The organism is Paenibacillus sp. FSL W7-1279 (assembly GCF_037969845.1).
Lineage (GTDB): Bacteria > Bacillota > Bacilli > Paenibacillales > Paenibacillaceae > Paenibacillus_AQ.
The window spans coordinates 2,395,778-2,410,339 of record NZ_CP150215.1; the positions used below are offsets into that span (position 1 = coordinate 2,395,778).

Genomic DNA, 14,562 nt, shown 5'->3' on the forward strand with positions numbered 1-14,562 from the left:
CAGGTGTGGTGAGAATGAAACCTTTTATATATGATTATTCACTGGAAGAGCTTCAAGCATGGGCTCAAGAGAACGGGGAGCCCGCGTTTCGGGGAACCCAGATTTATGACTGGCTGTACGTGAAGCGGGTGAACGACTTCGCGGAAATGACGAATCTGTCCAAGGAGCTTCGGACCAAGCTGGAGGATGAATTCAGTTTCGTTACCTTGACGGAAATCACCAAGCTGGAGTCAAAGGACGGAACGGTCAAGTTTCTGTTCGGCCTGCATGATGACCATGCGATCGAGACCGTCATCATGAGGCACAATTACGGCAACAGCATCTGCGTTACAACGCAGGTTGGCTGCCGTATCGGATGTACGTTTTGCGCATCCACACTGGGTGGCCTGAAGCGAAATCTGACCTCCGGCGAGATTGTTGCTCAAGTGGTCCAGGCGCAGAAGATTCTCGATAAGACGGGAGAACGTGTTAGCAGCATCGTGATCATGGGCTCGGGCGAACCGTTTGAGAATTATGAAGCGACCATGAAGTTCCTGCGCACGATGATCCATGAAAAAGGATTGAATATCGGCCAGCGCCACATTACCGTTTCGACGAGTGGCATTGTGCCTAACATCTATAAATTCACGGAAGAGGATACCCAGATTAATCTGGCCATCTCCATTCATGCACCGAACGATAAGCTGCGCTCCAAGCTAATGCCTGTTAACCGTCGGTTCCCGTTTGACGACGTGATTGAGTCGCTTCGTTATTATCAAGCAAAAACTGGACGCCGCATTACGTTTGAATACGCCTTGATCGGCGGCGTAAATGATCAGGTTGAGCATGCCGAAGAGCTTGCGGACGTCATTAAGGATATGAACTGCTTCGTCAATCTGATTCCGGTTAACCATGTGCCGGAACGGAAATATGTTCGCACATCGCGTAACGATATTTTCAAATTTCAACGTGCGTTAGCAGACAAGGGGGTCAATGTGACCATCCGTCGTGAACAAGGCCATGATATCGCTGCCGCTTGCGGTCAGCTCCGGGCCAAGCATATGGAGTTGAGGTGAGAAGATTTGATCAAGACGGTTCATGTAAGCCATGTGGGACGCGTTCGTCCTGTTAATGAAGATTCGGTATTTGTTAGCACACTGGAGCATGGCTATACCTTGGGTGTGGTTGCTGACGGTATGGGAGGTCACCTTGCGGGTGACACCGCCAGCAGGCTTGCGGTAGATACCGTGGCCGAGGATTTGTCCTCTTTGGAGGAGGACATGTCCATGGAAAGTATTCGGGCTGCGCTTGGTGATGCCATATTGCATGCCAATGCAGTTATCTATCGGGAAGCCTCGGCTGATGAGCGGCTTCACAATATGGGCACGACGATTGTAGCGGTGCTGCTGCGAGGTTCCGAAGGCTATATCGGACATATCGGGGACAGCAGGGCTTACAAAGTCGTTCCCGGACAAGTGATTCGACTCACAGATGATCACACATTGGTTAATGAGCTTTTTAAGAGTGGTCAGATTACGGAAGATCAACTGGAAACCCATCCCCGGAAAAACGTATTAAGCCGGGCACTTGGAACGGATGTGGATGTGACGGTTGAGCTTACACCGGTTACGATCGGAGAAGGCGAAGTGCTGCTGCTCTGCAGTGACGGGCTCAGCAACCGGGTCAGCCGCGAGCTGATCGGACAGATTTCCGGTTCACTTGACCTTCCTCTGGAAGAAAGAGCGGATCGCCTGCTTCAACTGGCACTTCTTGCTGGCGGTGAGGACAACATCACGGTCGCAATGTTTGAACATCAAGAAGAAGTTGTCGGGCAACGTATAAAGGGGTGGGATTCATGATCGGACATGAATTGGCTGGTCGTTATAAAATTATAGAACGCATCGGTGGCGGTGGCATGGCGCTGGTCTACAAGGCTCAGGATATTTTGCTGAACCGGAATGTAGCGATCAAAGTGCTGCGCCAGCAGTTTGTGCACGACGAGGAATTTATCCGCCGTTTCCGGCGTGAGGCACAATCAGCGGCTTCGTTGTCGCATTCCAACGTGGTCAGCATCTATGATGTGGGCCAAGAGGAAGATGTGCATTACATCGTCATGGAATATATCGAAGGTCAGAACTTGAATGAAATCATAAAAGAACGGGCACCGCTGCAGGTGGAAGAAGCTGTGCGGATTGCTACCCAGATTTGCGATGCGCTGGGACACGCTCATCATAACCAGATCATTCACCGGGATATTAAACCGCATAATATTCTGATTGGCCGTAATGGGAGGGTCAAAGTAACGGACTTTGGCATTGCCAGGGCGGTCACGTCGACAACCATTACGCAGACAGGCTCCGTTGTGGGCTCTGTGCATTATTTCTCGCCGGAGCACGCCAAGGGCGTTGTTACGGGCGAGAAATCGGATTTATACTCCCTTGGTATTGTGTTATATCAAATGCTCACGGCCCGTCTTCCTTTTCTGGGCGAGAGCCCGATTAGTGTTGCTCTGAAGCATCTCCAGGAGGAATTTGATGAGCCTAGAGAAGTAAACCCGCTCATTCCTCAAAGCGTGGAGAACATCATCCTGAAGTCCATGCGCAAAAACCCGGAGGAGCGTTATCAGTCCGCGGAAGAGATGATGGACGATCTTGAGACGTGCTTGATGCCGATGCGACTGAACGAACCGAAGATGGAGTTTGAGGACGATGCCGATTCTACACTGGTCATGCCAGCGCTCAAAACGATGCAGCGCAGCAGTCAGCATCATCATGACGATGACGACGACTCGGATGACGAGGAGTTTGAGGCAAAGTCGACCGGCAAACCGAAGAAAAAATGGGTCAAGCCGACCATCATCATCGGTTCGGTGCTCCTGTTCCTCGGCCTTATGTTTGGTGTTGTCATGTATGTGAACAACATGTTGGAGGTACCCGAGGTTAAGGTGCCCCAAGTTGTAGGTATGACGGAAGAGGAAGCGATCCGCGAGCTTGAGGCCAAAGGCTTGACGGTGAATGAGGAAGTCATTCGTGAATATAAACCAAATGTCGATGAAGGCATTGTGTTTGCCCAGGACAAGGAACCAGAGAGCATGCTGAGGGAGGGGGCTCCGGTTCAATTGTCGGTTGGGGATGCGAAGCCGCTTGAAAAAATGCCGGACCTCTCGGGTAAGACGTTTGATCAGGCTGTTGCTGCGTTAGAAAAGATCGGAGTTAATAAAACCTCCATTAAGCAAACTCCGGAGAAAAATGATGAAGTGCCGCAAGGCAAGATCTTTAAACAAAGCCCAGAAGCCAATTCACCTATCGATCCCGAGAAGGATGAAATTAACGTAACGGTAAGCGAGGGCAAGAGATCGGTCCCAATGCCAGGCGTCGTTGGCTTAGAGCAGGAGAATGCTGTCAATATTTTAGAGTCCAATGGCTTTAAGGTTGAGGCAATCAAAGAGAGATCCAGTTATGAAGTGAAGAAGGGCATCGTAGTAGAGCAGTGGCCGCATGAGGCCAATGAACAGGTTCCTCCAGGCTCAAATATCACGCTCTTCGTAAGCTCAGGCTATCCTTCGGATGCGCTTGAGTATAATTACAGCGTACCTGTCTCACCAAGCGTAGAAGGCCAAGAAAGCAAAATACGGGTCGTTTTCACCGATGCGCTGGGAGAAAACCAGGAAGCCGTGAACAAGACCATAACGACCTCGGAAATGGTGCCTGTTAAGCTGCTGCTGGCTCCCGACAAGCATGCAACGGTCATGATTTTCCGTGACGGTCGCCAGGTGGATACGTACAGCGTAAGTTACAGCGATGTCAAGAACGGTACCGTGCCGCAGCCGACCTTTGAACAACCGCCTGTTGAACCTGATGTGCCGGTGGACACTAACCCGGATGAAGGAAATGGCGAGGAAGGTTCGAATGAGGAAGATGATGCTGCTTACCATTGGGACAATGGCAACAATGGCAACAATGGAAACGGCAAGGGGAATGGCAAAGGTAATGATAACGATTAGAAACAAGTCTTGAGAATACTAAATTTCAACAAGAAAGGTGAGGCCTATTATATGCTAGAGGGACTGATCGTGAAGGCACTAAGCGGATATTATTATGTCAAACCCATGCAGGATGGCAACATTATATCCGGGGAGGACCCAGCGGTTCAATGCAGAGCCCGCGGCATTTTCAAAAAGAAAGGCATCTCTCCGCTCGTTGGAGATCACGTTATGTACTCATTGACTGAAAATGGGGAAGGGACCGTGGACGAAATTCTTCCACGGTCTTCCCAATTAATTCGCCCGCCTGTCGCGAACGTCGACTTGGCGGTGCTGTTGTTTTCGGTCAAAGAACCGGATCTGAGCCTGCATCTGCTGGATAAGTTTCTGGTACATATAGAGCATGAGGGCCTTGAGGCATTGATCTGTCTGACAAAGCAGGATCTTGTGGACGCCTCCGACGATGTGCTGGAGCAGGTGAAGCGCCAGTATGAAGAGATTGGTTACGAAGTGCTGATTACCAGCTCTCTGCAAGGGGTCGGGACCGAAGAGGTGAAGAAACGGCTGGCCGGCCGAATCAGTGTCTTCTCCGGTCAATCCGGTGTCGGAAAATCGTCCCTGCTGAATGCGTTAATGCCGGGCCTCTCGCTGGAGACGAGTGAAATCAGCCTGCGTCTTGGCCGCGGTCGGCATACGACACGCCATGTAGAGCTGATTGAGCTTGATAACGGGGGGTATGTCGCCGATACCCCCGGTTTTAGCCAGCTGGATTTTCTGGAGCTGGGTGTCGAGGAGTTATCGACCTGTTTCAGAGAATTTGCTCCTTATGCTGCCGAATGCAAATTCAGAGGCTGCAGTCATCTGCATGAGCCGGGCTGCCGGGTGCTCCAAGCCAAAGAGGATGGAATCATCCTGGCTAGCCGTTATGAGCATTATGTGGAGTTTTATACGGAGATGAGAGAGAAGAAACGGAGGTACTGAATGATGATAAAAATTGCCCCATCCATATTGTCAGCGGATTTTGCGAAGCTGGGACAAGAAATTAAGGAAGCCGAGGCCGGCGGAGCCGATTGGATTCATGTGGACGTCATGGACGGACACTTTGTACCTAATATTACGCTGGGCCCGCCGATCGTCCAAGCCATCCGGCCCCATACGAGCCTGACGCTTGACGTGCATCTGATGATTGAACAGCCGGAGCTGTATATTGCGGATTTCGCCAAGGCAGGAGCCGACCTGATCACCGTTCATGCCGAAACCTGCCCGCATCTTCATCGGGTCATCCATCTGATCAAAGAGTTTGGCGTGAAGGCCGGCGTCGCGATCAATCCGGCTACGCCGGCCCATGTCCTTCAGGAAGTGCTCCCCGACTTGGACTTGGTGCTGGTAATGACCGTGAACCCGGGGTTTGGCGGACAGGCTTTCATCGAGCGGACCATAAACAAGATCTCGCAGCTGCGTGAATGGATTTCAAACTCCGACAACCCGAACATCCATATTGAAGTGGATGGCGGCATTACAGCGGAGACAGCGCCGCTTGTGGTGGAAGCGGGAGCGGATGTCCTGGTTGCGGGCAGCGCCGTATTCGGCAAGCCGGATCGCGCGGCAGCCATTGCAATAATCCGCGACAGCGTAACATCTTGACCAGAACGTGAACAACGGCATGCATAGGGCGCGGGTTTCCCGCATAAATATGGTTACATGAGCTGGGTTCTCATGTAGCCTTTTTTGTCTGTGTTCACATCTATGGGCTTGGTGCATAACATATTCTAGGAAGGCATGAGAATGATGGGGAGGGTGAGACATGAAATTCTATACGTTCAAGCTGCCGAAGTTTTTGGGAGGTTTTGTGAAGGCCATCTTAAATACGTTTCACAAGAGCTGACAGCTTGTCCCGGCGTAACAAAACCTCCGCCTGGGACTGACGCCGCCTAGCCGGTTCTGGGGAAAGAGGCAAGAACACTCCGATAGAGCGCATGGAGGACATACCGCAGCTGCATGCGGAGGTTTTTCTTGCGGTATAAGAAAGCCAAAATGCGCGGTAGTTCTCCTTCGCTTTCTTATATCAAAAGAAGAGTGTCTAGCGACGTACTTATCGAGGACAGACCGCGTTCGACCGGAAGTTTTTCTTGCGATATAAGAAAGTGGGAGTCGTGCTCTTTCATCTTTCTTATATCTAAATAAAAAAAGCACCTGCTAACTGCTCAGGGTGCTTTTTGTTTAGAAGGAGAATATGTATCTAAACGCAAGAAAAACTTCCTTGTCCCGGATCGCCCACAAATGGTGCCTGGAGATTAAGAAGTTTTTCTTCATATAACACAAGATGATTATACGCGAGTCACTTTACCGGATTTCAAAGCGCGAGTGCTGACGTATACACGTTTTGGCTTGCCATCCACCAAAATGCGAACCTTTTGAACGTTGACACCCCAAGAACGCTTGTTGTGATTGTTAGCGTGAGAAACGTGGTTACCACTGCTTGGTTTCTTGCCAGTTACATAACATTTGCGAGCCATTCATTACACCTCCTTGTTCCTAACCCTGCATGAAACAATACTTAAATATAATATCACAGTAAAAATTGCTCCGTCAACTGTCCTAAAAACATTTATTTCTCTTTGCCATTATAGTACAATGTTGATTAGTCCATAATATTTCCGAAGAAATAGTTCGTGGGCTGGTCGGCATGGCTCTCAAGAAGCTTGGGAACCGCCGCAAAGCGTAGAGGACGAGAGGATAGCCCATCATAGATTTATGATCCATTTATCATGATAAGTCTTTTATTTACTGCTTGGGCATTTCGTCAGCTATAAGCTATGAAATAGATATGAAATTTACGACAAGAAGTGTTATGGGTATCAAGCCAGGAAGGGGAATTCTCATTGAGTAAGCGTTCTTTGAATGGAACAGAATTTACCGCGATGGTCCTAGCCGGAGCGGAGCAGCTGCAGCAGCATGCAGAACACGTCAATTCCCTGAATGTGTTCCCGGTGCCGGACGGCGATACGGGGACCAACATGAATTTGACGATGACTGCAGGTGTGGCAGAACTGAAGAGTAAGTACTCGGAGTCCGTCGGGCATAGTGCCGGTGTGCTATCCAAGGGGCTTCTGATGGGAGCCAGAGGGAACTCGGGGGTTATTCTGTCCCAGCTGTTCCGCGGTTTCAGCCGATATGCGGCACCTTATACAGAACTAAATTCTCATCAATTCGCCGCAGCACTGCAGACAGGCGTAGAAGCTGCGTATAAAGCTGTCGTGAAGCCTGTTGAAGGCACCATCCTTACCGTAGCTAAAGAAGCGGCCAAGCATGCGGTCTATTTCTCCCGCCGCAACAACGATATCGTGGAATTGATGGAGCAGGTGTTGGCCAAAGCCAAAGAAACACTGTCCCAGACGCCTGATATGCTCCCTGTTCTGAAGCAGGTTGGCGTTGTGGATTCGGGTGGCCAGGGCCTGGTTTACATTTATGAAGGTTTCTTGCAGGTGCTGAGAAAAGACGCTCCGTCCGGATCGTTTGCTGTTGCGGAAGGACAAGCTGAACAGAGCAGCAAGGCACCGGCCTTCCAAGCGGTTCCTGACTTCTCGGCGGTTCAAGCTCCGGCCTCAGCCCAGTCCAGACTGTCCACAGAGGACATTGAATTTTTATACGACATGGAATTCTTTATTAATAGGCAGCTCGGGGAAGGAACGGGTGCAGACTTTGATGAAGATAAGTTCCGGAAAGCGCTTGCAGTGAATGGTGATTCCATCATTGTTATCGCCGATGACGAGACCATCAAAGTTCATGTGCATTCCAAGGCTCCGGGCGAAGTGTTGAACCTGGCACTACTGTATGGAGAAATTACCCAGATTCATATATTGAATATGCGCGAGCAGCACCGTGATTTGCTGACAACGGGAATGGACATCGCACCGATGCCCGAGTTGTTTGCGGATATTCCGGCAGAGACCGTAACACCGGAAGCTCCGGCTGTTCCTCCGGCAGACGAGATCGCACCATACGGTTTCATTGCGGTATCGTCAGGGGAAGGCATCTCTGACATATTCAAAAGTCTGGGCGTTGACGTCGTTCTCTCCGGAGGACAGACGATGAACCCGAGCACCGAGGATTTTGTCAATGCGATTTCTTCGATCTCGGCTCAGCAGATTTACATTCTGCCGAACAACTCCAACATCGTGCTGGCTGCCCAGCAGGCGAGAGAGCTTCTCGAAGGCGAGCGCAGCGTAACGGTCATTCCGAGCAAGACGATTCCGCAGGGGATCGCGGCTGCATTTGCTTTCCAGGAAGATGAGAATGCGGATATGAATACCGACAACATGCTGGATGCGATCACTCGTGTGCAATCAGGTCAGGTAACCTATGCTGTTCGGGACACAACGATTGATGATCTGGAGATCAAGGCCGGTCAATTCATCGGCATTCGCAATTCCAATATCGTTGCAGCGAATGAGGATTTGATTACGACCTCCCAGGATTTGCTGGGTAAAATGCTGGAGTCCGGCGATGAAATCGTGACTCTGCTTACCGGGGCGGACGCAAGCGAAGAATCGACCAACGCACTCACGGAGTGGCTCGGCGAGCAGTATCCTAACGCAGAGGTTGAGGTACACTACGGCGGACAGCCGATCTATTCCTATCTGTTCTCCGTTGAGTCTTGATAAACAACGCTTTGACATTATGCAAGGTACATTTTAGGAGGGGTTCCGGTGAATAAGACCGTTATTGTGACAGACAGCACAGCGGATATTCCGGCAGACCTGGCGAAGCAACACAACATTCATATTGTGCCGCTGAGACTTATGTTCGGGGAAGATACGTATTTGGACGGAGTCGAAATTACGCCGGGAGAGTTCTACAAAAAGCTGGTGCAGTCGCCCCAGCTTCCAACGACCTCCCAGCCTTCACCCGCAGATTTTGTAGCTGTGTATGAGTCCATTCTGGAACAGCACCCAGGCTGCTCCATTGTGTCCATTCACATCTCATCCGGCTTGAGCGGAACGTATCAGTCCGCATTGCTTGCAACCTCTCTAATCGAAGGAGAAGCGGATATCACCGTATGGGATTCCAAATCGGCGTCCTACGGTTTCGGACTATTCGTGGTTCATGCAGCGAAGCTCGCACAAGAAGCTGCGGCTGTTCCAGATATTATTTCGTCGCTTGAGGATCTTCGCTCCAAGCGCCGTCTCTACTTCCTGGTAGACACGCTGGAGTATTTGCAGAAGGGTGGGCGAATTGGCAAGGCTTCGGCCGTGCTTGGCACCCTGCTTAACATTAAGCCGATCCTGTCCATTGACGGCGAAGGGATTATCTTTCCGGTAGACAAGGTCCGCGGTCGAAAGAAAGCGACGGCCAAAATCATTGAGCTGTTTCAACAGGATCTATCCGGTGTGAAAAATATTAAAGTGGCTGTGGGTCATACAGCTGACCCTGCTCAGGTTGAGGATTTTCTGCAGCAGCTGTCCGCTGTGTTTACGATCGAGGAAACGGTGTATTCCGAGATTGGTCCGGTTATCGGCACGCACGTTGGACCGGGAACCATTGCAGCATATATATGGCCTGCTTAAGTGAGGTAGATGATATGAGTCTCAAACTCGATCAAATATCCGTCAGACAGATCAACGGCGTGAGCGCCCTGAAAGAGGGGGAGCTTCACGCCTTTGGCGTCTCTACGGTCAAGGATCTTTTGGAGTATTACCCCTTCCGGTATGAGGATTACCGGCTCCGTTCCCTGAGTGAAGTCAAGGACGGGGACAAAATTACCATTCAAGCCAAGATCGCGAGCGTGCCGGTACTGCAGCGCTACGGGCGTAAATCCCGTCTCACCTGCAAAATGCTCGCTGAAAACTGGATGTTCACCGCAACCTGGTTTAACCGGCATTTTCTGAAAGACCAGCTTACGGCCGGCCGGGAGATCGTGCTGACGGGCAAGTGGGATCAGCGCAGAATGCAGCTTACGGTGTCCGAATCCGAGTTCCCGGATAAGGGAGCCTTTCGCAGCGGAACGCTGCAGCCGGTGTATTCCATCGGCGGGAAGATCACGCAATCCTGGATCCGAAAAACGATGGGACAGGCATTGGAGCAATACGGGGAGATGATTCCCGAGATTTTGCCGCAATCCTTGCTCAGGAAATATGATCTGATGCCGCGTAAAGCGGCGATCATGACGATCCATCAGCCCGTTGACTCCCGGGAAGGTCAGGAAGGGCGGCGCCGGATGGTGTACGAGGAGCTCTTCTTGTTCCAATTGAAAATGCAGGCGTTCCGCGCGCTAAATCGGAGTCGGATGGACGGTGTTGTACATACGGCTGACAATGCAACGATCCGCGAGTTCGTGCGCAGCTTCCCGTTTGAGCTTACCGATGCGCAGAAGAAGGTGGAGCTGGAGATTTTGCATGATATGCGTTCCCCTTACTGCATGAACCGCTTGCTTCAAGGGGATGTCGGTTCGGGAAAAACGATTGTTGCCGCCATCGCTCTGTTCACAACGGTGCGCTCGGGCTTTCAAGGAGCCTTGATGGTGCCGACGGAGATTCTTGCCGAACAGCATATGCGTTCCCTGCAGAAGCTGTTTGAGCCCTTTGGCATTACCGTCGGCCTGCTGACGGGCAGCGTAACGGGGAAGAAGCGTAAAGACCTGTTGGCTTCCTTACAGATGGGGTTGACGGACGTTGTCGTGGGTACCCATGCGCTCATCCAGGATGATGTGTACTTCCGGGAGCTGGGACTCGTCGTAACGGACGAGCAGCATCGTTTTGGCGTGAATCAGCGAAGCGTACTTCGCCGTAAAGGCTATAACCCGGATGTGCTCACGATGACGGCGACGCCGATTCCACGGACGCTGGCAATTACCGCCTTTGGCGATATGGATGTATCCACGCTGTCAGAGCGTCCGAAAGGTCGTATTCCCATTACGACCTATTGGGTCAAACATGAACTCATGGACCGTGTGCTCGGATTTATTTCCCGGGAAGTAAATCAAGGACGTCAGGCATATCTGATTGCTCCTTTGATTGAAGAATCGGACAAGCTGGACGTTCAGAATGCGATCGATTTGCATGTCCAGATGCAGCAGGCCTTTCCTGCATATGCTGTGGGCTTGCTGCACGGCCGTATGACGCCTGCCGAGAAGGATGAGGTCATGCGCCAATTCTACAGCAATGAGGTCCAGCTGTTGATTTCCACGACGGTCGTTGAGGTTGGCGTCGATGTGCCGAACGCAACCCTGATGATCATTATGGATGCCGATCGCTTCGGTCTGTCCCAGCTGCACCAGCTTCGGGGCCGCGTTGGCCGTGGGCAGCATGCATCGTATTGCGTACTTGTGGCCGATCCGAAATCGGAAGTGGGTCAGGAGCGGATGCAGGTTATGACCGAAACCGAGGACGGCTTCGAGGTATCCCGGAGGGATTTGGAGCTACGGGGCCCTGGCGACTTTTTCGGTACGAAGCAGAGCGGACTGCCGGAGTTCCGGCTGGCCGACATGGTCGCCGACTTCAAAGTAGTGGAGGAGGCCAGGGGCGATGCAGCGGCTCTGGTCAGCGACAGTTCCTTCTGGACGTCTCCTGAATATGAACCATTGCGCGACTTTTTGCAGCAGGAGAAGATCTTTCAGGGCGATATCATGGATTAATAACATGAATCTGTTGGCACAATGGACAGACCTTCGTCATATACTCAAAAAAGGTAGCAGCATTTATGACTGGAGGTGCTTCAACATTGAGTTATCAGCAGTACGGGATTAGTCCGCAGCTGGTTGAACGAATCAAGCTAAAAATGAAAAACCCGGCGGTCAAGGAAAGAATTAAAGGGCTGACTCAGGGGTTGACCAAGGCAGATCTTCAAAATAGCGCAAAAGTCCATCAATTGATCCGGACTGCCAGCGGCATCTTGAATGAAAAGCTGAGCTCCACGCAGGAGCAGCAAATGGTTCAATTCGTGCTTGCACAGCGCATCGATCCGAACAACACCTTCCATTTGATCAAGCTGTGGGGTATGTTTCGATAACAATTGGATGACATCATGGATTGACTTTGCATAGAAGAAGCCCCTCTCGGGAGTGTTTTCTCCTTATGAGCAGGGGCTTTTGATTTGGGATATGCAGGGATAAAACGTTCCTGACGTTCTTCCGCAAATGGAGTTTTTGATTTATGTTCCAATCGATAGCAGAAAAAGCGGAAATTGAAGAGGAATCCCGAACCTTTCTGAAAGATTTAGCTGCCTGTAATGGAGCGGATGCAATCCTCCGAGTCATTTTTAACGGAGTTCACGGTGGTGCTGACCGGTACGGCCTGCATTTCCTCCGCGGGGTAAGGTCTCAGAAGCTCTTTGAGGGATTGCAGGAAGGAAGGGCTGCTATCATTGGAATGAGAAGACGTCTGTCGTTCAAGCCATAGTGCTTCGTCTGCGGGTCTCAGAATGACAGGCATCCGGTTATGGATCGGCTCCATGAGTTGATTGGGTGCGGTGGTGATGACGGTGCAGGTGCTGAGCTTATCTCCGCCCGGGGTGATCCAGGTATCATACAGACCGGCCATGCTGAATATTTCACCGTTCCTCAAGCCGATGCGAAAGGGCTGCTTGCCATTGTCGTTTTTTTGCCATTCGTAAAAGCCGTCTGCAGGAATCAGGCATCTTTTCCGATAAAAGGGCATCCTAAAGGCAGGCTTGTCTTCCAGCGTTTCACTGCGCGCGTTGATCATTTTGGCTCCGGCCGAGGAATCCTTGGCCCAGGATGGGACAAGCCCCCACTGCAGCTGACCGATTCGGTTGGTGCTGCCGTCGTTAATAATCGCCGTGACCATCTGCGTTGGAGCGATGTTGTACCGGGGAATGTGAAAGGGAGATACCGATTCGGGATCGATGAGATATCTGGTCATCAGTTCTTCCCAAGTGACCGTGAGTGTAAAGCGTCCGCACATCGTTTCAAGCCTCCTGTTATTTGCTGTCGCTTAAGATTTGAATAGATTGTCTAATTAAGATTTTTAATGAGTTCAGAACGAATTTGCTACGTAGAGATTTTCAGTGCATTTGTGTTTGAGTATATCAAATATTGCCTAACTTACCAAAAGGGTCTGGCTCATTGCCAGACTGAGCATCATGAATGGAGGATTTTTCGTGTTTGATTTAAAAGCTAACGGTACCTCGGTTAAGACAGAAGTTGTTGCCGGGGCCACGACGTTTTTCACGATGGCGTATGTGACCGTTGTGAATCCGCTGATACTATCGCAAGCAGGTGTGCCCTTTGAGCAGAGCTTCACGGCTACGATTATTGCCGCTGTGATTGGTACACTGCTGATGGGGCTTGTAGCCCGCTACCCGATCGCTGTGGCGCCGGGGATGGGCTTGAATGCCTACTTCACCTATTCCGTTGTTCAGGGACACGCCGGACTTGGGTATATTGAAGCTTTCTCGGCGGTATTTATAGCCGGTATTCTGTTTTTGGTGTTATCGATGACTTCCCTGCGGCGCAGGCTGATTGAGATGATCCCGTCGAATCTGAAGCATGCGATCACGGTCGGTATCGGCCTGTTTATTGCTTTTATCGGTTTGCGGATGAGCGGCATCATTACAGCGCATCCGGACAATCTGGTAGCGCTCGGCGATCTGCACCAGCCATCGGTTGTACTGGCCTTGGTAGGACTTGCGGTTACGCTTGTGCTGCTGGCCCGCGATGTGAAAGGTGCCTTGTTTATCGGTATGATTATCACCGGGATTATTGCTTATTTTGCCGATATGCTGTCCTTTACGAGCGGGATTATGTCGGTACCTGCGCTGCCGGAAGGTATCTTGGTATGGAACCCGATTACCGCTGCCTCGGATGTGATCAGGCATGGGCTCTATGCCGTTGTGTTCTCGTTCCTCCTGGTGACGCTGTTCGATACCACAGGTACGGTAGTTGGTGTGGCGGAGCAGGCGGGGCTGATGAAGGATAACAAGCTGCCTCGTGCAGAACGTGCCATGTTCTCCGATTCGGTGGCAACCGTGGCCGGATCCATGGTCGGTACAAGCCCGACCACCGCTTATGTTGAATCGGCAGCCGGCGTTGGCGCAGGCGGTCGGACTGGATTGACGGCGGTCGTCGTGGCCGCATTATTCGTGGTTGCCGCCTTTTTCAGTCCGCTGATCGGCGCGGTTGCCGGTTTATCCGCCATTACGGCACCTTCGCTCATCGTAGTGGGCTGCCTGATGCTGAGCAGCGTTCAGCACATTCGGTGGAATGATTTTGATGAAGCGTTCCCCGCGTTTCTTGTCATCCTGACCATGCCGCTTACGTCCAGCATCGCGACCGGGATCGCGCTCGGTTTTATTTCATACCCGCTGATGAAAATCGTGAAGGGCAAGTGGAAGGCGGTTCACCCGTTGATGTATATTTTTGCCGTGCTGTTCGTACTGCAGCTAGTCTTTGTCCCGCATTGATTTATACACGTGAAAATCCCCTGCCAGGCCTAAGCAGACCTGGCAGGGGATTTTGGTGTATGCCGATAAAGTATTGCAGCCGAACACCGAATTCTCGCCGATGGATATTTTCTCCGAAAATGAGCGTGAGGCTTGCTTGTAACGGGTCGTGATGATGCTGCAACGGTTCCGGGTTGTTGTTT

Annotated in this window: 13 protein-coding genes; 11 read left to right on the forward strand and 2 right to left on the reverse strand. The window is 51.3% G+C overall.

Going from position 1 to position 14,562, the window contains the following annotated elements; genetic code table 11:
- The first annotated feature begins 14 nt into the window (after positions 1-14).
- The 6 genes from rlmN (at position 15) to spoVM (ending at position 5,846) form a co-directional block, all read left to right on the forward strand.
- Positions 15-1,055 (forward strand): 23S rRNA (adenine(2503)-C(2))-methyltransferase RlmN, encoded by a 1,041-nt coding sequence (rlmN, locus tag MKY82_RS10430; protein WP_220685985.1) that lies wholly within the window; start codon positions 15-17, stop codon positions 1,053-1,055.
- Between the two features lie 6 nt (positions 1,056-1,061).
- Positions 1,062-1,838, forward strand: a complete 777-nt coding sequence (locus tag MKY82_RS10435) for a Stp1/IreP family PP2C-type Ser/Thr phosphatase (RefSeq protein WP_071223703.1) — start codon at positions 1,062-1,064, stop codon at positions 1,836-1,838.
- Entirely contained in the window at positions 1,835-3,982 is a 2,148-nt protein-coding gene (gene pknB / locus MKY82_RS10440; protein ID WP_339296058.1) for a Stk1 family PASTA domain-containing Ser/Thr kinase, read from the forward strand. Before MKY82_RS10435 ends, pknB begins: the two co-directional genes overlap by 4 nt.
- Positions 3,983-4,033: 51 nt before the next feature.
- Positions 4,034-4,942: a ribosome small subunit-dependent GTPase A gene (gene rsgA, locus MKY82_RS10445; protein ID WP_339224396.1), complete on the forward strand. Its 909-nt coding sequence runs from the start codon at positions 4,034-4,036 to the stop codon at positions 4,940-4,942.
- Between the two features lie 3 nt (positions 4,943-4,945).
- Positions 4,946-5,605: a ribulose-phosphate 3-epimerase gene (rpe, locus tag MKY82_RS10450; RefSeq protein WP_220685983.1), complete on the forward strand. Its 660-nt coding sequence runs from the start codon at positions 4,946-4,948 to the stop codon at positions 5,603-5,605.
- A 160-nt stretch (positions 5,606-5,765) separates the two neighbouring features.
- Positions 5,766-5,846: a stage V sporulation protein SpoVM gene (gene spoVM / locus MKY82_RS10455; protein WP_034273235.1), complete on the forward strand. Its 81-nt coding sequence runs from the start codon at positions 5,766-5,768 to the stop codon at positions 5,844-5,846.
- Positions 5,847-6,288: 442 nt separating this feature from the next.
- Here the strand turns inward: spoVM and rpmB are convergent, their stop codons facing one another.
- Entirely contained in the window at positions 6,289-6,477 is a 189-nt protein-coding gene (rpmB, locus tag MKY82_RS10460; protein WP_006209230.1) for a 50S ribosomal protein L28, read from the reverse strand.
- 366 nt (positions 6,478-6,843) lie between these two features.
- On the opposite strand from rpmB, the gene MKY82_RS10465 reads away from it, so the two are divergent.
- The 4 genes from MKY82_RS10465 to MKY82_RS10480 all read left to right on the forward strand — a co-directional run bounded on the left by MKY82_RS10465 (position 6,844) and on the right by MKY82_RS10480 (position 11,968).
- Positions 6,844-8,622, forward strand: coding sequence for a DAK2 domain-containing protein (locus MKY82_RS10465; protein ID WP_071223706.1), 1,779 nt, complete (start codon positions 6,844-6,846; stop codon positions 8,620-8,622).
- A 48-nt stretch (positions 8,623-8,670) separates the two neighbouring features.
- Positions 8,671-9,528 carry a DegV family protein gene (locus tag MKY82_RS10470; RefSeq protein ID WP_194541757.1) on the forward strand — a complete coding sequence of 286 codons (858 nt, stop codon included), beginning with the start codon at positions 8,671-8,673 and terminating at the stop codon, positions 9,526-9,528.
- A 14-nt stretch (positions 9,529-9,542) separates the two neighbouring features.
- Positions 9,543-11,594 (forward strand): ATP-dependent DNA helicase RecG, encoded by a 2,052-nt coding sequence (gene recG, locus MKY82_RS10475; RefSeq protein WP_071223708.1) that lies wholly within the window; start codon positions 9,543-9,545, stop codon positions 11,592-11,594.
- Between the two features lie 86 nt (positions 11,595-11,680).
- Positions 11,681-11,968, forward strand: coding sequence for a stage VI sporulation protein F (locus tag MKY82_RS10480; protein WP_113057116.1), 288 nt, complete (start codon positions 11,681-11,683; stop codon positions 11,966-11,968).
- 206 nt (positions 11,969-12,174) lie between these two features.
- On the opposite strand, the gene MKY82_RS10485 is transcribed toward MKY82_RS10480, so the two are convergent.
- Positions 12,175-12,882: an SOS response-associated peptidase gene (locus MKY82_RS10485; RefSeq protein WP_220685980.1), complete on the reverse strand. Its 708-nt coding sequence runs from the start codon at positions 12,880-12,882 to the stop codon at positions 12,175-12,177.
- A 196-nt stretch (positions 12,883-13,078) separates the two neighbouring features.
- On the opposite strand from MKY82_RS10485, the gene MKY82_RS10490 reads away from it, so the two are divergent.
- Positions 13,079-14,380 carry an NCS2 family permease gene (locus tag MKY82_RS10490; protein ID WP_194541759.1) on the forward strand — a complete coding sequence of 434 codons (1,302 nt, stop codon included), beginning with the start codon at positions 13,079-13,081 and terminating at the stop codon, positions 14,378-14,380.
- Positions 14,381-14,562 lie beyond the last annotated feature (182 nt).